22 protein-coding genes are annotated in these 23,309 nt (G+C 73.7%); 1 reads left to right on the top strand and 21 read right to left on the bottom strand.

From position 1 onward, the window contains the following. Nucleotides 1-7 precede the first annotated feature (7 nt). The 21 genes from D0D15_RS17500 to uraD all read right to left on the bottom strand — a co-directional run bounded on the left by D0D15_RS17500 (nucleotide 8) and on the right by uraD (nucleotide 22,862). Nucleotides 8-1,432 carry a gamma-aminobutyraldehyde dehydrogenase gene (locus D0D15_RS17500; protein ID WP_094002590.1) on the bottom strand — a complete coding sequence of 475 codons (1,425 nt, stop codon included), beginning with the start codon at nucleotides 1,430-1,432 and terminating at the stop codon, nucleotides 8-10. Beyond that, nucleotides 1,432-2,394 carry an agmatinase gene (gene speB / locus D0D15_RS17505; protein WP_198958071.1) on the bottom strand — a complete coding sequence of 321 codons (963 nt, stop codon included), beginning with the start codon at nucleotides 2,392-2,394 and terminating at the stop codon, nucleotides 1,432-1,434. Before speB ends, D0D15_RS17500 begins: the two co-directional genes overlap by 1 nt. After that, nucleotides 2,394-3,686 (bottom strand): flavin monoamine oxidase family protein, encoded by a 1,293-nt coding sequence (locus D0D15_RS17510; protein WP_094002588.1) that lies wholly within the window; start codon nucleotides 3,684-3,686, stop codon nucleotides 2,394-2,396. The genes speB and D0D15_RS17510 overlap by 1 nt, the downstream gene beginning before the upstream one ends. A gap of 27 nt (nucleotides 3,687-3,713) precedes the next feature. Continuing rightward, the gene (locus tag D0D15_RS17515) at nucleotides 3,714-5,186 is read right to left on the bottom strand and encodes a purine-cytosine permease family protein (RefSeq protein ID WP_094002587.1); all 1,473 of its coding nucleotides are present in this window, start codon (nucleotides 5,184-5,186) and stop codon (nucleotides 3,714-3,716) included. Nucleotides 5,187-5,426: 240 nt separating this feature from the next. Beyond that, entirely contained in the window at nucleotides 5,427-6,842 is a 1,416-nt protein-coding gene (locus tag D0D15_RS17520) for a helix-turn-helix domain-containing protein (RefSeq protein ID WP_094002586.1), read from the bottom strand. Between the two features lie 76 nt (nucleotides 6,843-6,918). Further along, nucleotides 6,919-7,554, bottom strand: coding sequence for a cysteine hydrolase family protein (locus D0D15_RS17525; protein WP_094002585.1), 636 nt, complete (start codon nucleotides 7,552-7,554; stop codon nucleotides 6,919-6,921). 129 nt (nucleotides 7,555-7,683) lie between these two features. Next, nucleotides 7,684-8,802: an allantoicase gene (gene alc, locus D0D15_RS17530; RefSeq protein ID WP_094002584.1), complete on the bottom strand. Its 1,119-nt coding sequence runs from the start codon at nucleotides 8,800-8,802 to the stop codon at nucleotides 7,684-7,686. Continuing rightward, nucleotides 8,799-10,118, bottom strand: a complete 1,320-nt coding sequence (gene allB / locus D0D15_RS17535; protein ID WP_094002583.1) for an allantoinase AllB — start codon at nucleotides 10,116-10,118, stop codon at nucleotides 8,799-8,801. Before allB ends, alc begins: the two co-directional genes overlap by 4 nt. Continuing rightward, nucleotides 10,115-11,221, bottom strand: a complete 1,107-nt coding sequence (locus D0D15_RS17540) for a glycerate kinase (RefSeq protein WP_115944571.1) — start codon at nucleotides 11,219-11,221, stop codon at nucleotides 10,115-10,117. Before D0D15_RS17540 ends, allB begins: the two co-directional genes overlap by 4 nt. Continuing rightward, entirely contained in the window at nucleotides 11,218-12,930 is a 1,713-nt protein-coding gene (gene gcl / locus D0D15_RS17545) for a glyoxylate carboligase (protein WP_115944572.1), read from the bottom strand. The genes D0D15_RS17540 and gcl overlap by 4 nt, the downstream gene beginning before the upstream one ends. Before the next feature lie 52 nt (nucleotides 12,931-12,982). Next, nucleotides 12,983-13,858: a 2-hydroxy-3-oxopropionate reductase gene (locus D0D15_RS17550; RefSeq protein ID WP_094002580.1), complete on the bottom strand. Its 876-nt coding sequence runs from the start codon at nucleotides 13,856-13,858 to the stop codon at nucleotides 12,983-12,985. A 33-nt stretch (nucleotides 13,859-13,891) separates the two neighbouring features. Next, complete coding sequence (locus tag D0D15_RS17555) at nucleotides 13,892-14,713, bottom strand: hydroxypyruvate isomerase family protein (protein ID WP_115944573.1); 822 nt, start codon at nucleotides 14,711-14,713, stop codon at nucleotides 13,892-13,894. Continuing rightward, entirely contained in the window at nucleotides 14,710-15,090 is a 381-nt protein-coding gene (locus D0D15_RS17560; protein WP_094002578.1) for an allophanate hydrolase-related protein, read from the bottom strand. The genes D0D15_RS17555 and D0D15_RS17560 overlap by 4 nt, the downstream gene beginning before the upstream one ends. An 11-nt stretch (nucleotides 15,091-15,101) precedes the next feature. Continuing rightward, nucleotides 15,102-16,541, bottom strand: a complete 1,440-nt coding sequence (locus D0D15_RS17565) for an NCS2 family permease (RefSeq protein ID WP_094002577.1) — start codon at nucleotides 16,539-16,541, stop codon at nucleotides 15,102-15,104. A gap of 191 nt (nucleotides 16,542-16,732) precedes the next feature. Beyond that, nucleotides 16,733-17,215 carry a nucleoside deaminase gene (locus D0D15_RS17570; protein WP_115944574.1) on the bottom strand — a complete coding sequence of 161 codons (483 nt, stop codon included), beginning with the start codon at nucleotides 17,213-17,215 and terminating at the stop codon, nucleotides 16,733-16,735. Nucleotides 17,216-17,269: 54 nt separating this feature from the next. Next, the gene (gene pucD / locus D0D15_RS17575; protein WP_115944575.1) at nucleotides 17,270-19,579 is read right to left on the bottom strand and encodes a xanthine dehydrogenase subunit D; all 2,310 of its coding nucleotides are present in this window, start codon (nucleotides 19,577-19,579) and stop codon (nucleotides 17,270-17,272) included. After that, nucleotides 19,576-20,061 carry a (2Fe-2S)-binding protein gene (locus tag D0D15_RS17580; RefSeq protein ID WP_094002574.1) on the bottom strand — a complete coding sequence of 162 codons (486 nt, stop codon included), beginning with the start codon at nucleotides 20,059-20,061 and terminating at the stop codon, nucleotides 19,576-19,578. Before D0D15_RS17580 ends, pucD begins: the two co-directional genes overlap by 4 nt. After that, nucleotides 20,052-20,924: an FAD binding domain-containing protein gene (locus D0D15_RS17585; protein ID WP_115944576.1), complete on the bottom strand. Its 873-nt coding sequence runs from the start codon at nucleotides 20,922-20,924 to the stop codon at nucleotides 20,052-20,054. Before D0D15_RS17585 ends, D0D15_RS17580 begins: the two co-directional genes overlap by 10 nt. A 12-nt stretch (nucleotides 20,925-20,936) precedes the next feature. After that, entirely contained in the window at nucleotides 20,937-21,812 is an 876-nt protein-coding gene (gene pucL / locus D0D15_RS17590) for a factor-independent urate hydroxylase (protein WP_094002572.1), read from the bottom strand. Between the two features lie 25 nt (nucleotides 21,813-21,837). Further along, on the bottom strand, nucleotides 21,838-22,152 hold the full coding sequence (gene uraH / locus D0D15_RS17595) for a hydroxyisourate hydrolase (RefSeq protein ID WP_115944577.1): 315 nt from the start codon (nucleotides 22,150-22,152) through the stop codon (nucleotides 21,838-21,840). Next, nucleotides 22,149-22,862 carry a 2-oxo-4-hydroxy-4-carboxy-5-ureidoimidazoline decarboxylase gene (uraD, locus tag D0D15_RS17600; protein ID WP_341867309.1) on the bottom strand — a complete coding sequence of 238 codons (714 nt, stop codon included), beginning with the start codon at nucleotides 22,860-22,862 and terminating at the stop codon, nucleotides 22,149-22,151. Before uraD ends, uraH begins: the two co-directional genes overlap by 4 nt. Here uraD and D0D15_RS17605 point away from each other — a divergent pair. Then, nucleotides 22,837-23,309: PucR family transcriptional regulator ligand-binding domain-containing protein (locus D0D15_RS17605; protein WP_208646178.1), on the top strand; the 473-nt coding region annotated here is incomplete at its 3' end. The genes uraD and D0D15_RS17605 overlap by 26 nt on opposite strands.

Consider the following 23,309-nt stretch of genomic DNA (forward strand, 5'->3'; position numbering starts at 1 on the left):
CGCACGGTCAGCCCAGGCGGTGCATCACGTGCTTGACGCGCGTGTAGTCGTCGAAGCCGTAGTGCGACAGGTCCTTGCCGTAGCCGGAGTGCTTGAAGCCGCCGTGCGGCATCTCCGCCACCAGCACCATGTGGGTGTTCACCCAGACCGCGCCGAAGTCGAGCCCGGCCGTCAGGCGCATCGCGCGGCCGTGGTCGCGGGTCCACACGCTGGCGGCCAGCGCGTAGTCCACGCCGTTGGCCAGCTCCACCGCCTCCTCCTCGCTCGCGAAGGTCTGCACCGTCAGCACCGGGCCGAAGATCTCCTCCTGCACCGCCGCGTCGTCCTGGCGCAGCCCCGTCACGACGGTCGGCGCGAAGAAGAAGCCCTCGCCGCCGACGCGGAACCCGCCGGCGAGCACCCGCGCGTGGGCGGGCAGGTCCGCCACGACACCGCAGACCCGCTCCAGCTGGGCGGCGTTGTTCAGCGGCCCGAACTCGGCGTCCTCGTCCGAGGGCGGCCCGCACCGGGTCGCCGACGCCTCCACGACCAGGGCCTCGACGAACTCGTCCGCCACGGCCTCGTGCACCAGGACGCGGGTCGCGGCCGTGCAGTCCTGGCCGGCGTTGAAGAACCCGCTCGCCGCGATCCCGGCGGCGGCCTCCGCCACGTCCGCGTCCGGGAACACCAGGGCCGGCGCCTTGCCGCCCAGCTCCAGGTGCACCCGCTTGACGTCCCGGGCCGCCGCGGCCGCGACCTCCTGCCCGGCGCGGGTGGAGCCGGTGATCGACACCATCGCGGCGTCCGGGTGCGCGACCACCGCCCGGCCGGTGTCCCGGTCGCCGCACACGACGTTGAACACGCCGGGCGGGAGGATCCCGGCGGCCAGCTCGCCGAGCAGCGACGCGGTCACCGGTGTGGTGTCCGCGGGTTTGAGCACCACGGTGTTGCCCGCCGCGAGCGCGGGCGCGATCTTCCACACCGCCATCAGCAGCGGGTAGTTCCACGGCGCGACCTGGCCGATCACCCCGACCGGTTCCCGCCGCACGTAGGAGGTGTGGCCCGGCGTGTACTCACCGGCGGCGGTGCCCTCCAGCAACCGCGCCGCGCCCGCGAAGAAGCGCAGGTGGTCCACGGCGGCACCCACCTCCTCGACGCGGGTGAGCGCCACGGGCTTGCCGGTGTTCTCCACCTCGGCCGCGACGAACTCCTCCGCCCGGCGCTCCAGCTCGGCGGCCAGGCGCAGCAGGAACCCTTGCCGCTGCGCCGGAGTGGTGCGGCGCCAGTCGCGGAAGGCGCGGACCGCCGACCGGTACGCGGCGTCCACATCGGACACCGCGGACAGGGCCGCGACCGCGAAGACCTTGCCGGTGCACGGATCGACGAGGTCGGTGCGGCGACCGTCGGCCGCCTCCACCACCGTGCCGTCGACGACGTTGTTCACCACGCGCATCAGCGGCCTCCCACCGGCAGGACGCTGAGCAGCTCGTAGACCACGTGCGCGGCGGCGATCCCGGTGATCTCGGCGTGGTCGTAGGCCGGGGAGACCTCGACGACGTCGGCGCCCACGACGTTCAGCCCGTCCAGCCCGCGCAGCACCTCCAGCAGCTGCATGCTGGACAGGCCGCCCGCCTCCGGCGTCCCGGTTCCGGGCGCGAACGCCGGGTCGAGCACGTCGATGTCCAGCGACACGTACACCGGGCGGTTCCCGAGCCGCGTCCGCACGCGCTCGATGATGTCGTCCAGCGGCTGCCGGGCGAAGTCCCGGCAGTGCACGGCCGCGAACCCGAGCTTCTCGCTCTCGTCCAGGTCGAGCCGGGCGTAGAGCGGGCCGCGGATCCCGACGTGCGCCGAGTGCGCGAAGTCGATCAGGCCCTCCTCCGCGGCGCGGCGGAACGGGGTCCCGTGGGTGTGCGGGGCGCCGAAGTAGGTGTCCCAGGTGTCCAGGTGCGCGTCGAAGTGCAGCACCGCGACCGGGCCGTGCCGCTCGTGCTGCACGCGCAGCAGCGGCAGCGCGATCGTGTGGTCACCGCCGACGGTGAGCAGGCGCCGCCGCGTGCCGGACAGCTCCCGCGCGCCGGACTCCACGGTGGCGATCGCCTCGTCCAGGTCGAACGGGTTGACCCCGAGGTCGCCGCCGTCGGCGACCTGCACGCGGCCGAACGGTTCGACGTCGAGGGCCGGGTTGTAGGGCCGCAGCAGGCGGGAGCTCTGCCGCACGTGGTTGGGACCGAACCGGGCCCCCGGGCGGTAGCTGACCCCGCTGTCGAACGGCACCCCCCACACCACGACGTCCGCGTCCGGGACGTCGGTGAGCCGGGGCAGCCGGGCGAACGTGGTGTCGCCGCCGTAGCGGGGGACCCGGGTGGCGTCCACCGGGCCGATCGGGTTGGTCACGTCGTCTCCTTCGGGCATCACTGGTCGGCGGCGAGGATCTCGGCGGCGCCGCGGCGGCCGGACTCGATCGCCCCGTCGATGAAGGCGCGCCAGCGCCGGGCGGTGTGCGATCCGGCGAAGTGCACCCGGCCCTCGGGGCGGCCCAGCGCCAGCTCGTAGCGGGCGAACTGCCCGGCGCGGAAGGTGGCCCAGGTGCCCTTCGAGTACGGGTCGTGCACCCACTCGTGCGTGCACGCGTCGAGCACCTCGGCCCGCGGGGCGAACTCACGCACCGCGCGCTGCACGTCGGCGAGGTCGGCGGCGTCCACGCGGTCGTGTTCCGGGGCGAAGCACACCAGCACCACGCCGCGTTCCGTGGTGTGCATGGCGCCGACGTAGTCGAAGCTGGTGCCCCAGCCGAACCCGCTCAGGTCCTCGGGCACGTTCCGCGCCAGCGCCCAGATCTTCTGGCCCTGCCCGGCGTGGTTCTCCGCGGACGCGGCCCGCTTGTCGGCGGGCAGCCCGGGGCTGAACTCGATGTCGCCGAGCACCCCGATCGGGACGGTCACCAGCACCCGGTCGCCGCGCACCGCTCCCCCGGCGTGCTCCACGACGACACCGGTGTCGTCGGCGCGCAGGGCCGAGACCGGGCTGGACAGCTCCAGGCGCGCACCGCTGTCGTCGAGGATCGCGCGGGCCAGCGACACGGTGCCGTCGGTGAACGTGTAGCCCAGCACGCTGGCCTGCACCATCCCCCACAGGGAATTGTCCATCGAGGACAGCCAGCGGAGGATGTCCAGCGCGGAACCGGTGTCCTCGCTGGCGTTCGCGCAGCCGCAGAACCAGGAGATCAGCAGCTCCCGCGCGTTGCCGGTGAGGCCGGCGTCGTCGGCCCACCGCCGGATCGGCACGTCCAGGTCGGCGAGGTCCTGTTCGGACAGCGGCCGCTCCGGGTCGAGCCGGGCGCCCGCGGCGAGCAGCTGCCGCAGCGCGTGTTCGAGCGCCCCGTACTCCTCCGGCGGCACCGGCAGCAGCGTGTCCAGCACCTTGCCGCCCGCGGACCAGGTCATCCGCTGCGGCAGCTCGCTGTCCCGCACGGCGATGCCGTAGCGTTCCACCTCGGCGAAGACGTGCGGCTGCTGCGGCACGATCCAGGTTCCGCCCATCTCCAGGCCCGCGCCGTCCATGGCGTCCGGGCGGTACCAGGTGGACCCGCCGATCCGGTCCCGCGCCTCCAGGACGAGGACGCGCCTGCCGGCCGCGCCGAGGTCACGGGCGGCGGTCAGCCCGGCGAAACCGGCGCCGATCACGACCACGTCGTAGCGTTCCATGATTACCTTTCCGTTTCTGGATCCAGGTCAGGACGGGGTGGCCACGGAGGACCGGCCGGGGGCGGCGAGCCGCGGGTCGTCTCCGGGCACGGGTTGCGGGCTGCGCCGGGTCAGCAGGAAGTAGGCCAGGCCGCTGCCCGCCGCGGCGAGCAGGAAGCTGACGTCGATGCCGCCGGTGAACGCGAGCAGCGGTCCGTGGTAGACGGTGGTGTCGACGGACAGCAGGCCCAGGACCGCGCCGAAGGTCCACGCGACGACGGCCGGGACGCTCCACCCGCCGGTGTACCAGTAGATCCCGCCGCGCGAGCGCCGGTTGTAGACCTGCAGCGCGTCGGCGTCGTAGCGGCCCCGGCAGCGGGCGAACCCGATCAGCGTGATCACCGCCCACGGCGTGCCCAGCGCGGTGATGAGCAGCACGAACGCGGTGACCGCGTCCTGCGCGTCCCACACGAAGTAGCCGCAGAACACCAAGACCGTGGCGATCACCGACACCAGCACGGTCGCCCGCACCCGGGACAGCCGCGGCACGATCGCGTCCAGGTCCAGGCCCATGCTGTAGAGCAGGATGCCGGCGTTGCCGACCGTGCCGAACAGGCCGTTGAGCAGCAGCGGCACCAGGAACCACACCGGGGCGGCCTGCACCAGCGAGCCCACGTAGTCCTCACCGGCGCGGGTGGCGAACGCGGTGAACGTGCCGAACAGCTGCGGGATCAGCAGACCGCCGATCATGCCGCCCGCGGTGGCGGCGACCACGCGGCGGGCCGGATACCGGCGTGGCGAGACGTAGCGGGTGTAGTCGCCGAGCAGGGTGATGAACGCGATCGGCCCGGAGAGTCCCGCGGCCACCGTGGACAGCAGCCAGGTCGGCCAGAACGCGCCGAGCAGGTAGCCGCCGTCGACGACCGGGGCGGTCGTGAAGTCCCCGGCGTAGGCGGCGAACCCGGCGAGCATCAGCACGGTCATGCCGATCGCGAGCCAGCGGCCCATGCGGTTGAGCAGCCGGTAGCCGAACACCGCCACGAGCACGGCGAGCACCGCGAGCAGCGCGTACACGACGACGTAGCTGGCGGCGCCGTCCGGGAGGCCGAGCAGCCGGGCCAGCGGGCCGACCACCGCGGCGCCGCCGGTCCACAGGGTGAGCGCGGCGTAGCCCAGGGACAGCAGCAGCCCGATCACGGAGCCGATCAGCCGTCCCCGCACCCCGAAGTGGCCGCCGCTGCTGGTGGACAGGTTCGTCCCGGTGCGCAGCGACACCAGCGCGAGCGGCGCGACGAGCGCGGTGCCGAGCAGGGTGCCGGTGATCATCGAGGTGACACCCGCCCAGAAACCCAGGCCGAACGACGCGGGCAGCCACCCGAAGATCACGACGCCGAGGCACAGGTTGGAGCCGACCAGGATGCCCGCGACGTCGCGCGGACGGCCGGTGCGGTCGGCGTCCGGGATGGTGTCCACCCCGTGCACCTCGATGGCGCGCGTGGTCGGCGGAGGTTCAACAGCCATTGGCGAACTCCTTGGTGGCGCTGGTGGTGGTCAACCGGCCGGTTCTCCCGGCGGCGACCAGGGTGCGCCGAGGTGGCGGGGTGCCGTAAGTCACCGATCGTCCCAAGTCCGGCAGGGGCGTTGTCGGATCGCACAACGGGGCTGACGGCGGCCGACCCCTTGGGCAGGCGCCAGCCTGCCCGTATGCCCTGCCGAAGGGAGCGAGCGGTTCCCCCCGGTCGGAGCGAACCGGCACCGCACCTACGGCAGGTTCAGTGCCCGCAGGGCCAGGAAGAGGTCCACCCGGTCCTGGGTGCTGGCCAGGCTGCGGCCGGTGAGTTCCTCCACCCGGCGCATGCGGTGCCGGAGCGTGTTGATGTGCACGTGCAGCGCCTGGGCGGACTCCTGCCAGCGGCCGCCCGAATCCAGGAACACCGCCAGTGACGGCAGCAGGTCTCCGCCGCGGCGTTCGTCGTGTTCCAGGATCGGGCCCAGCACCGCCTTGGCGGTCGCCGCCAGGAGGTCGGGGTCCTGGGCCGCCAGCAGGAGCGTGGGGCTGTGCAGCTGCTCGTAGGTCAGCCAGCCGCTGGACTCCCGCGCCGCGGCGGCCTCGGCGGCGTGGCGGGCCTGCAGCAGGCTCAGCCGCAGCTCGGCGGCCCCGCCCGGGCTGCCCGCGCCCAGGTGCCCGTGCACGCCCGCCCGCCGCAGTCCGGCGTGCAGGCTTCCGGCGAGTTCGGCCATCGAGCGGGGCGCCGGAGTCAGGGCGAGCACCTCGGGCCCGCGCTCGACGACGACCGAGCCGGGGTCCAGCAGCCGTCGCAGCCGGTCCGCGGCGCCCGAATCCGGGTCGGTCCGCAGGACCAGCGCCGCGATCGGGCGATCGGTGCCCACCCCCAGGGAGCGCAACCGCGTCGCCAGCGTCGCGGCGCTCGTCGTGCCGCCCTGGATCCATTCGAACAGCTCCCACGCGTACCGCAGCTCCGTCGCGCGCACGGCGCGTTCCCGCTCCAGCTCCAGCGCCAGGAACGGCATCGCCCGCACGACCGCCGCCTGGGCGTCGACGTCCAGGTCCGGCAGCGGGCGGGGCAGGAGGATCTCCGCGTCGGCGAGGCCCTCGCCGATCAGCGGCAGCGGGTGGGGCGGCTCGGGCACCTCGCCGGTGACGGTGCCGCCGGAGCGCAGCGCGACCGGCAGGCCGAGCTGGCTCACCAGGATCCGCAGTACCGTGGCCACCCCGCGGCGGTGGCGCAGGGCGGCCACGATCGCGTCGTGCTGGTCGAGGTGCCGTCGCAGCGGGCGTTCCCATTCCGCGCGTTTGACGCTGACGAACGTCTCGACGATCTGCACGAACGGCACCGCCACCGGCACCACGAAGCAGGTCAGCCCGTGCTCGGCGGCCGCCGCGACGAACTCCGGCGGCACCTCGTCCCCGGCGGTGACCAGACCGAACCCGACCGCGGCGACGTCGGCGGCGGCGAGGTCGGCGACGAACCGTTCGGCCGGGACCCCGCTCGCGCGCCACACCCCGGCGGTGAGGACGACCTCGCCGCCCCGCAGGAACCGGCCGGGGTCGGCGACCTCGATGGTGTGCACCCACCGGATCGGCCGCCGCACCCGGCCGGACACCCGCACGTCCAGCGCGAGCGCGGAATCGGACAGCAGGTCTTCGACGAGCAACCGGCACCTCCCTCGCGGAGGGTCCAGACTACGGCGCGCCGGCGGCGAAGCCGTCGAGCGGCGGCCGGCACCCTGATCAGCCGGACAGCCGCGCCCGGAACTCCTCGCTCGTCAGGACGTCCGCTGTGGACTGGGCCAGCACGACGAGGGTGGCGGCGTGGACCTCGGCGGCCTTCATCGCGCCGTGGCCGAGGTCCGGGTGGTCGTAGGTCGCGCACAGGTCGGACAGCACGGCGGGCCGGAAGTCGCGGAACATCGCGTCGCGGATGGTGGCGTGGACGCAGTCCTCGGTGGTGACGCCGGTGGCCACCACGGTGTCGATCCCGCGCCCGCGCAGGATCATCTCCAGATCGGTGCCGAAGAACGCGCTGTAGCGGTGCTTGCGGATCACCGGCTCGTCCGGCCGACGCTCGACCTCCGCGTACAGCTCGGCGCCGGGCGTGCCGTCGATCAGCGCCGCCCGCTCGGCGATGGGCGGGTAGAGGTCGGCGAAGCGGCCCATGTCCGAACCGTCGGCGCGGTGCACGTGCGCGGTGAACACCACGAACACCCCCGCCCGCCGGCACAGCTCCAGCGTCTCGTTGAGCCGCGGCACCATGGCCCGGCCGTCCGGCGACTCCAGCGGCGCGCCGGGCGCGAGGAAATCGTGCTGCATGTCGACCACGATCAGCGCGGTGCGCCCGGGCTCGATCGGGTCCAGCCGGTAACCCATCCCGGATGAGTAGCACGCGAACGCTACGACCGTCAACGATCCGTCATGCGCCACCAGACCCGCACCAGCCGGGGCCACACCCCGCGGTTCCGCGGCCGGACCGGGCGCCACGCGATCCGGACCGCCATCTCACCCCTTCCCCAGCAGCACGCCCAGCGGCACGTGCTCGCGGTCGGCGACCAGGCGTCCGGCCTCCGCGCCACCCACCCCGGCCCCGGCGAGCACGGCCAGCGCCTGCGATTCCGGCAGCAGCGTGAACCACCGCCGCGCCAGGGCCTCCCGTGCCGCCTCGGTCGGCTGCCCGTAGAGGCGGAACCGGCCGACGCCACCGTCCGGGTGGATGGCGATCCGCACCCGCGTCACCGGGCGCGGCGCGCCGAGCCGGAACCGGTGGGTGGTGTCGGCCTGCAGCTTCGTCTCCGGCAGCAGCGGGAACCACTCGCCGCCGGCGGACCCGGACAGCGAGACGCGGTCCGGGCTGTTGCCCCGGTAGTGGGTGGTGGCGATCTCCGCGACCAGCGGGGTGGCCTCGCACGCCAGCTCGACCACGGCCCAGTCGTGCCCGTCGTCGCGGCGGCGCCCGGTCTCCCAGCCGTCGGCCATGAACCGCGACTCGCCGGGCTGGAGCATGTTGGCCGGCGGGGAGAAGAAACTGTCGCTGCACTCCACGACCCTCCCGCCGTGCAGCGTGCTCACCAGGTCGAACGGGACCGCGTCGAGGTCGCGGGGGTCCGGCACGACCTCACCATGCACCCGCAGCCGGGCGATGCCACCGTCGGGCAGCGCGTGCAGCCGCACGTGGGTGACGCGCCGCTCGGCGTGCACGGCGAACACGTTGTGCTCGCCGCCCTTGAGCGGCGAGGCGGGCACCAGCTCGAACCAGTCCGCCCGCTCCAGCTCCTCCGGGCCCGGGTAGCCCTCCACGCCGGTGCCCTCGATGCGGCACTGCTCGGGGTAGTTGCCGAGGAAGAACGCGGTGTCCACGTCGATCGCGCGCACCACGCCCGGGGCGCCGAGCCGGACGAGGACCCAGTCGTGCCCGCCGCGCCGCCCGAACCGGCGGCGGGTCTCCCACCCGTCGTACTGCTGCCCCTTCGGGGTGAACGTGTGCGGCTGGTAGGTCGGCGCCTCCGGCTTGATCAGGTTCTCCTTGTCCGCGAAGAACTCGTCGCTGGCGGCCATCACCGTGCCGCCGTGCGGGCGCGCGGCCAGATCGGGCAGGGTCGTCGGGTCGTGCGGTGCGGTCATGCTTGCTCCCTCGTCAACAACGTTCCGGCCGGTTCGCCGTCCACCTCGCGGCCGCGGAGCCAGACCCGGTGGACCGCCCCGGTCAGGCGCAGGCCGGCGTAGGGGGTCAGCGGGTGGCGGTGGCGCAGCGCGTCCGGGGTCACGATGACCTCCTCGCCGGGGGCGAAGGCCACCAGGTCGGCGTCGGCGCCCTCGGCGATGCGGCCCTTGCGGTGCAGCCCGACGAGCGCGGCGGGCGCGGACGCCATCCACCGCACCACGTCGGCCAGGGTGTGCCCGCGCCGCCGCGCCTCGGTCCACACCACGGGCAGGCCCAGCTGGAGCGAGGCGATCCCGCCCCACGCCGTGTCGAAGCCGCCGCGTTTGAGGTCCGGTGTGGACGGTGAGTGGTCGGACACCACACAGTCGATCACGCCCTCGGCCAGCCCCCGCCAGAGCCGGTCCTGGTTCGCCGCGTCCCGGATCGGCGGGCAGCACTTGAACTCGGTCGCCCCGGCCGGGATCGCCTCGGCCGCCAGCGTCAGGTAGTGCGGGCAGGTCTCGGCGGTGATCGGCGTACCGGCGCGACGGGCGGCGGCCAGCCGGTCCAGGGCCGCCGCCGAGGACAGGTGCAGCACGTGCACCCGGGCGCCGGTGCGCGTGGCCCGCTCGATCAGCCCGTGCACCGCGCCGGTCTCCACCTCGTCCGGACGCGAGGCCAGGAATTCCGGATAGGACGGTCCGGCCTCCGGCGCGGCCGCGAGCCGCGCCCCGTCCTCGGCGTGGACGATCATCAGCGCGCCCAGCCGTGCCAGCTCGGCCAGGGCGGCGTCGAACTCGGGCCAGCTCAGCGGCGGGAACTCCGGGACCCCCGACGGCGAGAGGAAGCACTTGAAGCCGAACACCCCGGCCTCGTGCAGCGCCGCCAGATCGGCCACGTTGCCCGGGATCGCGCCGCCCCAGAAGCCCACGTCGACCTGGCACTGCCCGTCGGCTGCCCGCCGCTTCACCGCCAGCGCGTCCGCCGTCACCGTGGCGGGCAGGCTGTTCAGCGGCATGTCCACGATCGTGGTCACGCCGCCCGCGGCCGCGGCGGCGGTGGCCGTGGCGAACCCCTCCCATTCGGTGCGGCCGGGCTCGTTGACGTGGACGTGGGTGTCCACCAGCCCGGGCAGCAGGGCGAGGTCACCCAGGTCCAGGTCGAGGTGGGTGTCCAGCCGCGCGGTGCGGCCGGTGACGGCGGCGATCCGCCCGTTCCGGACGGCCACCGCGGCGGGCCGTTCGCCGCCGGGGGTCAGCACCCGGTCGGCGCGGACCACGAAGTCGTAGCCGGTCATGCGCAACTCCTTCCCAGCCAGTCCGCGGCGAGCCGTCCGGCCAGCCGGCGCAGCAGCGGCCCGGCGTCGGTCATGCACCGGGCGGGGTCGGGTTCGAGGTCGGTGAGGGCGTAGGCGGCGCGGATACCGGCCGCGGCGAGCTGCTCGCCGTCCAGCAGGCACCGCCCGGCCTCGGCCACGACGGGGATCCCGGCCGCGCGGCCGGCCCCGGCCACCCCCGCCGGTGTCTTGCCGTGCAGGGTCTGCTCGTCCAGCGACCCCTCGCCGGTGACGACCAGCCGGGCGCCGCGCAGGGCGTCGTCGAAGCCGACCAGGTCCATCAGCGCCCGCACCCCCGGGCGGCGGTGCACGCGCAGCAGGGCCAGCGCCGCGTACCCCACTCCCCCGGCCGCGCCCGCGCCGGGAGCGCCGGCGCACCGCGGTCCGACGACCTCGGCCCACCGCCGCAGCCCGGCTTCCAGGACGGCCACGTCGGCGGGGCTCGCGCCCTTCTGCGGCCCGTACACCGCGGCCGCGCCGGTGGGCCCGAGCAGCGGGTTGTCCACGTCACCGGCCAGCTCGAACTCGACGCCGGCCAGTGCCGGGTGGAGTCCGGTCAGCTCGACCCGGTCCAGGTCCCGCAACGCGGCACCGCCCGGAGCCAGTTCGCCGCCGTCCCGGTCCAGCAGCTTCGCCCCGAGCGCGGACAGCAGGCCCGCGCCGCCGTCGGTGCACGCGCTGCCGCCGACCCCCAGCACGATCCGGCGGCAACCGGCCGACACCGCCGCGGCGATCAGTTCACCGGTGCCGAAGCTGGACGCGGTCAGCGGCGCGGGCGGTCCGGGCAGCCGCTGCAGCCCGGACGCCTCGGCCAGCTCCACCACGGCGGTGCCGTCGCGCACCGCGAACGCGGCGGTGACCGGCTGCCCCAGCGGGCCGTGCACCGTCACGGGCACGCGGCGGAACCCGGCCGACACCGCGGCCTCGACCGTGCCCTCGCCGCCGTCGGCCAGCGGCACCGTGCGGGCTCCGCCGCCGAGGCCGTCGGCGACCGCCGCGGCGACCTCGGCCGCGGTCAGCGAGCCCTTGAACTTGTCCGGGGCGACGAGGACGTGACCGGTCACGGGGCGGGCTCGAACTCGCGCACGGCATCGATGGCGGGCCCGTGCGGGGTGTTAGCCTCGCGCTCGATCATGATCTCCACGAGCACCGGGCGGGAGGTCGCCACCGCCTCCTTGCGGGCCCAGTCGATCGCGTCCCGGATCTCCGCCGGGTCGAACACCCGCCGCCCGGCGCAGCCGTAGGCCTCCATGATCTTGACGTTGTCCGAGCCGTACTCGTCGTAGTGGATGTCGACCTGGTAGTTCATGTCGTAGGGGATCGACGCCTGCCGGATCAGGCCCAGGTACTCGTTGTTGAGCATGATGAGCACGAACGGCACGTCGTACTGCGCCGCCACGGCCAGTTCCTCGACCAGGTACTGGAAGCCGTAGTCGCCGACGATGCCGACGACCTCGGCCCCCGGCTCGACCTGCTGCAGCGCCTTCTTCACGCCGATCGCGGCCGGGATCTCCCAGCCCAGCGGCCCGGCCTGCCCGCACACCTGGTAGCGCCGGGGCCGGTAGGCCTTCTGGTGCTGGCCGCCCCAGATCTGGTAGAGCCCGATCGCGGTGACGAACCAGGTGTCCGGGCCGAACGCCTCGTTGATCTCCTTGTAGACCCGGGGCGCCTTGATCGGGGTGGTGTCGAAGTCCTCCCGGCGGCGCAGCGTCGCCTTCAGCTCGCCGATCCGCTCGACCCAGGCGGCCGGGCCGCGGCCACCGCGGCCCCGCGCCCGCGCCGCGTCCAGCAGCGCCCGCAGGAACAGCTTCGCGTCGGAGACGATGCCCAGATCGGGCGGGAACACCTTGCCGATCTGGGTCGGCTCGATGTCGACGTGGATGAACGTGCGGTCGCCCCGGTAGACGTCCAGCCTGCCGGTGTGCCGGTCGCCGAACCGGGCGCCGACGGCCAGCACGGTGTCGCACTCCAGCATCGAGGCGTTGCCGTAGCGCTGCGAGGTCTGCACCCCGGTCATCCCGGCGTAGAGGTCGTGGTCCTCGTCGATCGCGCCCTTGCCCATGAGGGTGACCTGCACCGGGACGTTGAGGTACTCGGCCAGCTCGCGCAGCTCCGGCGCCGCGTCGGCGATGACGACGCCACCGCCGGCCAGGATGAGCGGTTTCTCCGCGGCCAGCAGCAGGTCCAGTGCCCGCTCGACACGCGGCAGGTGCGGCCGCACCACCTCGACCGGGAACGGCGCGTCGATGTCCGGGTCGTAGGTGATGATCTCCTGCGCGACGTCGACGGGGATGTCGACGAGCACCGGGCCGGGACGGCCGGACCGCGCGATCCGGAACGCCTCGCGGAAGATCCACGGCGCCGTGGCCGCCTCCTTGACCTGCACCGCCCACTTGGTGACCGGTTCGGCGATCCGCACGATGTCGACCGCCTGGAAGGCCTCCTTGTGCAGGTTGGCCGACACCGCCTGGCCGGTGATGGCGAGGATCGGGATCGAGTCGGCCATCGCGGTGTAGAGACCGGTGATCATGTTGGTCCCGGCCGGGCCGGAGGTGCCGATCGCGACGCCGACCTTGCCGCTGGTGCGCGACCAGCCGTCGGCCATGTGCGTGGCGCCCTCCTCGTGCCGGACCGTGAGGTGCTCGATGCCGCCCCGGCGTTCCATCGCCTGGTACAGCGGCAGGATCGCCGCGCCGGGGCATCCGAACGCGACGTCCACGCCCTCGGACTTGAGGACTTCGACGACCGCTTCCATCGCGGGCATTCTGGGCATGGCAAAGACTCCTCGGACTGTCGACGGGTGTGGTGGCTGGTGGAGCGTGCCGTCAGCGGCCGGACAGCCGCTCGGTGACGGCGAGCAGCGCCGAGTGGTCGGCGTCGCCGAGGCCCTGGGCGCGGGCGGACTGGACGAAGGCGGCGACCTGGCCGGCGAAGGGCAGGGCCACCTCGGCCTGCCGGGCGGCGTCCAGCACGATGCCCATGTCCTTGTGGTGCAGGTCGATGCGGAAGCCGGGCGTGAAGTCGCGGGCCAGCATGGACTTGCGCTTGAGCTCCAGGATCCGGCTGCCGGCCAGACCGCCGGCCAGCACCTCGAGCCCGGCCTCGGCGTCCACACCGGACGCTTCCATCAGCACGATCGCCTCGGCCACCAGCGCGTAGGTGCCGCCGACGACCAGCTGGTTGGCCGCCTTGACGAACTGGCCCGCGCCGGACGGTCCCACGAGCGCGGCGACCTTGCCGACGGCGTCGAACACCGGCTTGGCGGCGTCGAAGTCCGCCTGCGCCCCGCCGACCATGATGGACAGCACGCCGTCGACGGCACCGGCCTCACCGCCGGACACCGGGGCGTCGAGCACGCGCACGCCCTGCTCGCCGAGCCGCCGCGCGACTCGTTGCGAAGTCTCCGCTTTGATGGTGCTGAAGTCGATGAACAGCGCCCCGGGTTCGATGTGCCCGGCGATCCCGCCGGATCCGAACACCACGTCTTCGACGTGCGGGTCGGCGGGCAGCATCGTGATGACGATCTCGGCGTCCCGCACGGCCTCGGCGATCGACCGGGCCGCGGTGCCACCGTTCGCGGCGAGCCTGGCGACCGCGTCGGTGTTGCGGTCGTAGCCGGCAACGGCGAAGCCGGCCTTGACGAGGTTGCGGGCCATGGGGGCACCCATGATGCCCAGGCCGACGAATCCCACACGGGTCATGATCAGGTTTTCCGTTCCGGTGTCGGGGATGGTTCAGGTCGCCGCACGGCGGTCCCGGGGCAGCCAGGCCAGGCTGCCCGCGGTGGTGCCGGACGGCTGGTACTCCAGGCCGACGTGGCCGGTGTAGCCGCCGGCGGCGAGCTTGCCGAGCGCGGCGTCCAGGTCGATGGCGCCGGTCCCGGGCTGGTGGCGTCCGGGGTGGTCGGCGATCTGCACGTGGCCGATCCGGCCGGTGTGCTCGGCGATGACGGCGCCGAGGTCGTCGCCGTTCGCCGTCAGGTGGTAGAGGTCGGCCAGCAGCGCGAGGTTGCCGGCGCCGGATTCGCGCGTGACGCGGTCGATCACGGCGAGCGCGTCCGCGGCCCGCCGCAGCGGGTAGTGCGGCGCGCCGCTGACCGGTTCGACCAGCACGGTCGCGCCGATCCGCGCCGCCGCGTGCGCGGCCACGGCGAGGTTCTCCGCGGCGATCGCGTCCTGTTCCGCCGGGTCGGCGCCCGGCACGCGGTTGCCGTACAGGGCGTTGAGGGCGCGGCAGCCGAGCTGCTCGGCGTGGCCGACGGCGATCGGCACGTTCTCGCGGAACTCGGCCGACCGCGCGGGCCAGGACACCAGGCCCCGGTCGCCGCCCGGCAGGTCGCCCGCCGCGAAGTTGAGGCCCACCAGCCGCACGCCCGCGTCCCGCACGGCCGCCACGAACCGGTCCACCTCGGCGTCACCGGGTGCCGCGGTGCCGAAGGGCCACCAGAACTCGACCGCGTCGAAGCCGGCGGCCTTGGCCGCGGCCGGACGCTGCAGCAGGGGCAGCTCGGTGAACAGCATGGACAGGTTGACGTCGTAGGGCAGGGTGTGGTTCACGCGGCTTTCTCCTGGTAGGCACGCCAGTCGCCGAACTCGGTGATGTCGCGCAGCTGCACGTGCGAGGTGTAGGGGCGGCGCAACAGCATCGCCAGCGACGAGCTGCCGTCGGCCAGCTCGATCACCCCGAGCTCCAGCTCGTGCGGTTCGGACGGCAGCACCCGGTCGCGCAGCACGTCCATCGGCACGTCGTAGACCTCCCCCGCGATGGCCGCCCCGCCGTGCGAAACCGGGAACAACGCCGGGCACTGACCGCCGACGGAGTAGAAGCGGTACTTGGGCGCGGTGGTGGTCGCGGCGACCAGCGGGGCGCCGCCGAGCAGGTGGTGCAACGGCTCGCCACGCATGGCCCCGCCGTTGAGGAACATCAACGCCATGTCTGTCTCCTTCAGCCGAAGAGCTTCTCGACACCGGTGATTCCGAAGTAGACGGCGAACACCAGGGCCAGCCCGGTGAGCAGCCAGCCGGGCCAGCGGCCCTTGCCGATGCGGATGACGACGTAGGACACCAGCCCGGCGCCCACGCCGTTGGTGATCGAGTACGTGAACGGGATGACCGCGGCGGTGAGGAACACCGGGATGGTGAAATCCGTGTCGTGCCAGGGCACCCGCCGGATCTGCGACACCATCATCCCGCCGATCACGACCAGCGCCGGTGCCGCGGCCTGCGCCGGGACCACCCCGGCCAGCGGGGTGAACAGCAGCGTCGCCCCGAACAACAGCCCGGTCACCACACTGGCCAGCCCGGTGCGGGCCCCCTCGCCGACACCGGCCGCGGACTCCAGGAACACCGTGTTCGGCGACGACCCGGTGACTCCGCCCGCGATCGCGCCCGCCCCGTCCACCAGCAGGATCCGGCCCATGCCGGGCACCTTGCCGTCGCGGGACAGCCCGGCCTCGTCGGAGACGCTGGTGATGGTGCCCATCGCGTCGAAGAACCCGGACAGCACGAGCGTGAACAGGAACACCGTCGCGGTGACCGGCCCGGCGGAGACGAACCCGCCGAACAGGTCGACGTCCCCGAACAGCCCGAAGTCCGGCGCGGCGAGGACCTGACTGGGCAGCGTCGGCTCGGTGCGGCCCCAATCGCCCACGCCGAACCCGTCGTGCAGCACGATCGCGAACACCGTGGTGACCGCGATGCCGATCAGCACCGCGCCCGGGACCTTGCGCGACACCAGGACCACCATCAGCAGCAGGCCCAGGCAGAACACCGCGATGGGCCAGCCGGCGAGGTGCCCGCTCAGGCCCAGCTGGACCGGGACGGACGAGCCCGCGACGTCGGGGACGCGCGTGACGAACCCGGCGCTGACGAACCCGACGAGCGCGATGTAGAGGCCGATGCCGACCGTGATGGCCGTCTTCAACGCCGGCGGGATGCCGTTCATGATGCGTTCCCGCACCCCGCTGACGGCCATCAGGACGATGCACACGCCCTCCAGCACGACCAGGCCGAACGCCTGCGCCCAGGTCATCGCCGGGGCCATCTGGAAGGCCACGATGCCGTTGATGCCCAGCCCGGCGGCCAGCGCCAGCGGGGCGTTGCCGACCAGTCCCATGAGGATGGTCGTCACCGCGGCGGCCAGCGCGGTCGCCGTGGTGACCTGGGCCGCGCTCAGCTTCGCGCCGGTGATGTCCGCCGACGCGCCGAGGATGAGCGGGTTGAGCAGCACGATGTAGGCCATCGCGACGAACGTGGTGATCCCGCCGCGGACCTCGCGGCCGACGGTGGTCCGCCTGCCGGTGAGGTCGAAGAAGCGGTCGAGCGCGGTCCTGCGGGGTACGGTGGGTGGTGGTGCGACGCGGTCGTCGCTGGGGGCCTGGGTCATGGCGTCCTCCCCTTGCCGGTGGGTGTGCTCGGCCGGGCCGCCGCGGCTGGGCGCCGCGGGGCCTGGTGAGCGGGACGATTGGGGTTTTTCTGGTGCTCCGGTCAGCACCGCCGAGGGGCCCGGTGAGGGGCGCTCGTCGCCGGTGACAAGCCGTACTCGGTTCCCGGTCCCGGGTTCCCGGGCCGGGGGGATCAGTACTCGATGCGGTCGGGCCGGTCCAGCCAGGCCGCGAACGGCACGAATCCGTCCACTTCGGACAGCCGGGAGACGGGGACGGTCCACGACTCCCGCGGCCGGTCGAACAACTCGTAGAACGCGCGGTCGTCGAAGCCGGCGCGCGCGGCGTCGTGCCGGTCGGCGGCGTAGACCACCCGGTCCAGGCGGGCCCACAGGGCCGAGGCCAGGCACATCGGGCACGGTTCGCAGGACGACACCAGCACGCAGCCGGTGAGCTTGAAGTCGCCCAGCGCCTGGCAGGCCGCCCGGATCGCGACGACCTCGGCGTGCGCGGTCGGGTCCAGCGCCGGGGTGACCTGGTTGGTCCCGGTGGCGACGATCTCGCCGTCGCGGACGACCACGGCGCCGAACGGCCCGCCGCCGGCGGCGTCGTTGTCGGTGGCCAGCTCGACGGCCCTGGCCAGCCATTCCTTCTCCACACTGACGATCGCGGTCACGCGTGCACTCCCTCCCCCGTGCCGGGCACGGGGTTGTCGTGGTGGTGGTGTTCCTCAGGTGCCGGTGAGGTGTTCCGGCCGGATCGGGACCCGGGGCAGTTCCAGTCCCGTGGCGTTGCGGATCGCGTTGGCGATCGCCGGGGTCGCGGAGATCGTAGCAGGTTCCCCGACCCCGCGCACGCCGTAGGGGGCGTGCGGGTCGGCCCGCTCGACGATCTCGATGCGCATCGGGGGCATGTCGAGGGTGGTCGGGATGAGGTAGTCGGTGAACGACGGGTTGCGCACCTTGCCGCCGGAGACCTGGATCTCCTCCATCACGGCGAGCCCGAGGCCCTGTGCCGAGCCGCCCTGGATCTGGCCGATCACCGCGTCCGGGTTGATCGCCTTGCCGACGTCCTGGGCGCAGTCCAGCTGCACGACCTTGACCAGGCCCAGCTCGGTGTCCACGTCCACGACGGCCCGGTGCGCGGAGAACGCCCACTGCACGTGCGCGTCGCCCTGGCCGGTCTCCGGGTCGAGCGGGACGGTGGGCCGGTGGTGGAACTCCCGGGTCTCCTCGACGGCGTCGGTGCCCAGGACGTCCACCAGGTCGGCGATCACCTCGCCCCGGCCGTCGACGATCTTGCCGCCGGACAGCGTCAGCCCCTCGGCGGGACGGCCGGACTTGCTCGCCGCGAGCGCGCACACGGACTCCGCCACGGCGCGGCAGGCGTTGCGGACCGCGCCGCCGGTGACGTAGGTCTGCCGGGACGCCGAGCTGGACCCGGCGTCGCCGACGGAGGTGTCGTTCGGGTGGATCGTCACCCGCTGCACGCCCAGCTCGGTTCTGGCGATCTGCTGCTGCACGGTGACCAGGCCCTGGCCGACCTCGGCGGCCTCGGTGTGCACCAGCGCCACCGGTTCCCCGCCGGCCACCTCCAGCCGCACGCGGGCGGTGGAGTAGTCGTCGAGACCCTCGGCGTAGGAGACGTTCTTGATGGTCACGCCGTAGCCGATGCCGCGGACCACCCCTTCGCCGTGGGTGGTGTTGGACGCGCCACCGGGCAGCTCCCGGATGTCCGCGGGACCGGTGCGCTCCGGCGGCAGCGGCATGTCGCGCACCCGGCGGACCAGCTCGGCCACCGCCACCGGGAAGTCCGCGACCTGCCCGGTGACCCCGGTGTCGCCCTCTTTCATCGCGTTGCGGATGCGCAGCTCCGCCGGGTCCATGCCCAGCGCGGTGGCGAGCTTGTCCATTTGCGACTCGTAGGCGAACGTCGGCTGCACCGCGCCGAGCCCGCGCATCGCCCCGCAGGTGGGGTTGTTGGTGCGCACGCCCCAGCCCTCGATGCGGGCGTTGGGCACCACGTACGGCCCGGCGCCCAGCGTGGTGCCGTTGCCGACGACCACCGGCGTCTTCGAGGCGTACGGTCCGCCGTCGAAGTACAGCCGCGCCCGCACGTAGACCAGCTTCCCGTCGCGGGTCGCGCCGTGCTCGTAGTACATCTTCGCCGGGTGCCGGTGCACGTGGCCGAAGAACGACTCCTCGCGGTGGTAGGACATCTTCACCGGGCGGCCGGTGCGAAGCGCGAGCATGCAGGCGTGGATCTGCATCGACAGGTCCTCGCGGCCGCCGAACGCGCCGCCGACGCCGGACAGGGTCAGGCGCACCTTCTCCAGCGGCAGGCCCAGCGCGTGCGCGGTCTGCCGCTGGTCGACGTGCAGCCACTGGGTCGCCAGGTACAGGTCGACCCCGCCGTCGCCGTCGGGCACCGCGAGCCCGGACTCCGGGCCGAGGAACGCCTGGTCCTGCATGCCGATCTCGTACACGCCGGACACCACCACGTCGGCGGTCGCGTCCGGGTCGCCCTTGACGATCCGCTGGTAGCGCACCAGGTTGCCGTCGGGGTGCAGCGCCGGCAGGTCCTCGTCGTGCGCGGCCCGCTCCGGATCGGTGATCGGCTCCAGGACTTCGTAGTCCACCTTGATCTTCCGCAGCGCCCGGCGCGCGATCTCCGGGTGCTCGGCCGCCACCAGCGCGACCGGTTCCCCCTGGCAGCGCACCCGGTCGGCGGCCAGCACCGGGGTGTCGGCGTACTTGAGGCCGTAGACGTTTTCGCCCGGCACGTCCTCGTGGGTCAGCACGGCGTGCACGCCCGGGTGGGCCAGCGCCGCGCTGTAGTCGAGCGAGCGGATGCGGGCGTGCGGGTGCGGGCTGCGCAGCGTCGCGCCCCACAGCATGTCCTCGTGCCACAGGTCGGACGAGTACGCGTACTGGCCGGTGACCTTCAGCCTGCCGTCCGGGCGCAGCGGGCTGTCCCCGACGCCGCCCGTGACGGCGTCGCTGAGGTCCTGCGGGAAGCGGGCCGGTGCCGGCTTGGTCACCGCGCGACCTCCTTCGCGGCAGCCGTGCGCTCGGCGGCGAGGCGGACGGCGTCCAGGATCTTCTCGTAACCGGTGCAGCGGCACAGGTTCCCGGCCAGCGCCTCGCGGATCTCGGCGTCACCGGGCGAGCCGGTGCGCTCGATCAGGTCGTGCGCGGCGACGATCAGGCCCGGCGTGCAGAACCCGCACTGCACCGCGCCACGCTCCACGAAGGACCGTTGTACCTCGTCGAGCGCGTCGCCCTCGGCGAGCCCTTCGACGGTGCGCACCGCGCGGCCCTCCGCCTGCCCGGCGGCGACCAGGCAGGCGCACGCCGGCACCCCGTCCAGGTACACCGTGCAGGAGCCGCATTCGCCCTGTTCGCAGGCGTTCTTCGAGCCGGGCAGGCCCAGCCGCTCACGCAGCACGTACAGCAGGCTCTCCCCCTCCCAGACGTCGTCGGCCTGGCGGTGCTCGCCGTTGACGGTGACGTTCAGGCGCATGCGGTCCAGCTCCCTCGCGTGTAGTCGGTCCAGGCCCAGCCGAGCGTGCGGCGGGCCAGCACCGCCAGCGCGTGCCGGCGGTAGTTCGCGGTGCCCCGGACGTCGTCGATGGGGGCGGCCGCCGCGGCGACCAGCTCCCCGAAACGGCGCAGCACCGCGTCGGACAGTGGTTTCGGCTTCTCCCAGTCCAGTTCGCCGGCGAGGAACTCCTCCGCGTCCGGGGCCCGGCGGGGGGTCGGGGCGGCCGAGCCGAGCCCGGTGCCAGCCCGCCGCTGCTCCGGGTGCAGCGCGAGGCCGAACGCGCACACCGCGATCACCATCGCGTTGCGGGTGCCGACCTTGCTGAACTGCTGGGGACCGGTCGCCGGGGCCAGGTGCACGGCGGTGATCAGCTCGTCGGGCTCCAGGACGTTGCGCTTGACCCCGGTGTAGAAGTCGGCCGCCGCCACGGTCCGGGTGCCGCGCACCGAGGCGATCTCCACCTCGCCGCCCGCGGCGAGCAGCGCCGGGTGCGCGTCGCCGGCCGGGGAGGCCGAGCCCAGGTTGCCGCCGACGCCGCCGCGGTTGCGGATCTGCGGTGAGCCCACCGTGCGCGAGGCCATCGCCAGCCCCGGCAGCACGTGACCGAGCTCGGTGATGATGCGGGTGTACGAGACGCTCGCCCCCAGCCGGATCCGGCCGTCGGCGGTGCCGTGCTCGGCCAGCTCCGGAACGCGGCCGAGGTCGAGCAGCGCGTCCGGGCGCCGGTGGTCGAAGTTGATCTCGACCATGACGTCGGTGCCGCCGGCGATCGGTACCGCCCCGGGGTGTTCGGCCTTCGCGGCCAGCGCCTCGGCGAGCGAGGACGGTCGCAGGAAGTCCATCGCGGTGCTCCTTCAGCTCCAGGCCAGTCCGGGTTCGGGGGCGTCGTCGCGCAGGACGGTCCCCTCGATCAGCCCGTAGGGGCGGTCGGCGGCGTAGTAGACCTCGTCCGGGTTGTCCAGGCCGAAGGCGGACAGGTCGCTGAGGAAGTGGTGCTTGTTCGGCAGCGACAGCCGCACCTCGACGATCTCCGGCACGTGCTCCAGGACCCGCGCGCCCATCGCGTAGAGGGTCTGCTGCAGGGAGTAGCTGTAGGTGTCGGCGAAGGCGGTCAGCAGAGCGGCCCGCGCGCTCGTGTAGGCGCCCGCCCAGTCGACGTCCTCGGTCCGGCCGAACCGCCAGCTCGCGGCCACCGCGGTGGCGAGGATGCGGTCCTTGGTCTCGGCCAGCGTGGTGTAGCGGTCGCGGGGGAAACCCCAGAACTCCGAGTCGGTGGAGTTGAGCACGGTCAGGTCGCGGATGCCGCCGGTGACCCAGGACCGCTCACCGTCGTGGTGCACCACCGCCAGCCGGGTGCCCTCGGCGGACCGGGCGAACGAGTGCGCGGCCGGGACACCGCCGACGTCGAGGCGGGCCCACGGGAACCGCTCGATCGCCACCCGGGCGCGGTGGATGCTCGGCTGCGTGGCGACGAAGTGCCGCGCCAGCCGCAGGCCGAAGTCCTCGATCTCGCCGATCCCGTCCCTGGCGAAGGCGAACACCGTGTTCTTCTGCGTGTCGGTGGCCAGCACCTTGTCGTTGGCCCCGGTGAGGTGGGTGTCGGCCAGGTCGCCGGAGAGGGTGGTGCTGACGTTGAGGTCGGTGACGGCGTGCCGCTCGCCGTCGCGGTCGAGCCGCACGACCCGGACCTCCGCCTTGCCGTACTGGTTGTCGCCGAGAACGATGCCCATGGTTGTCCTGACACTCCTTTGTGGTCTAACTGCCGCGGTAGGTGGAGAAGGCGAAGGGGCTCAGCAGGAGCGGGACGTGGTAGTGCTCGTCCGGGTCGCCGACCCGGAACGTCACCGCCGCCTCCGGGTAGAAGGCGTCCGGGCCGAGGTAGCCGCCGGTGTCGAACACCAGCCGGTGCGTGCCGGGGCCGGTGCGCCAGCCGCGGATGCGGCCGTCGTCGTCGGTGCGGGCCTCGGCCAGCAGGTCCCAGCCCTGACCGTCGTGCCGCTCCAGCAGGACCGCGACACCCGCCGCGGGCCGGCCCCGCGCGGCGTCGAGGACGTGCGTGGACAGGCTCATCGCGTCTCCCCTTCCAGCCACCGGCGCACGCGGAGCCGCACGATCTCGCGCAGCTCCTCGCGCACCACGGCCCGTTCGGTCTCCTCGTCGTGGCCCAGCCGCTCGCGCAGCCGGCCGAGGATCGTCGCGGCGGGCAGCCCGGCGGCGCAGATCAGGAACACCCGGCCGAAGCGGCGCTCGTACTCCGCGTTCGCCTCGGCGAGTTCCCGCCGGACCGCCTCGTCGCCGGTGGCCGCGGCCGCCTGCTCCTGGCGCGACCACGCCGCCTCCCGGCCGGTGCCGCCGGCCCGGTCGCCGAGGTGGCCGCGCGCGGCCAGCGCCTCGGTGATCCCCGCCCAGTCCAGATCGGCCAGGGCCGCGTCGGCCGCCGCGCACACCGCGTCCACGTCGGCGTAGGGGCGGCCGGCCGCGACCTGCGCGGCCCAGTCCCGCGCGGCGCAGCAGGCCCGCAGCTCACGCTCGGCCTCCTCGGCCGGCAGTGCGTGGAATTGCTGGAGCACCGGCCACCTCCTCGTCTGCTCCGGCTGAACTGTGAAGCAGTACACACTCCGGGGTCCGGCAGCGGCCAGCGGCGGAATCGCCGAAAGGTGACGGTCCCCACGGGCCGGTTTTTGTGCTTTCCTCCAAGTGACGACGCGCCGCCGCGGGGACACAGTGGCGGTCCGACGATCGGGAGGCCACATCGTGCGGCTGCACGCCCTGCTGGACATCGCCGACCTCGGGCTGACCCTGTTGGCCGGCGAGGACCAGGTGGATCGCGAGTTCACGCGGGTGCTCACCGCGACGCTGCGCGACCCCCGCCGCTACCTCTACGGCGGTGAGCTGGTGCTGTCCAGCATGCAGTGGCTGCAGGGCCAGGCCGACGCCGACGCGTTCATCGGCGGCCTGGCCGAGGCGGGTGTGGTGGCGCTGGGCGCCGGTACCGCCGAGGTGGGCGGGCCGGTGCCGGACTACGTGGTCAACGCGTGCCGCACGCACCGGCTGCCGTTGTTCGAGGTGCCGGTGACCGTCTCGTTCGCCACGATCTCCGAGCGCGCGATCCTGGGCCTGGCGGCCGAACGGGCGGGCAGCGGGGCGAGCGGGCAGGCGCTGGACCGGCACCGGCGGCTGGTCAACGCCGTGGCCGGGGGCGGCGGGCTGACGGCGTGGGTCGCGGC

This window comes from Amycolatopsis thermalba (assembly GCF_003385215.1).
Lineage (GTDB): Bacteria > Actinomycetota > Actinomycetes > Mycobacteriales > Pseudonocardiaceae > Amycolatopsis_E > Amycolatopsis_E thermalba.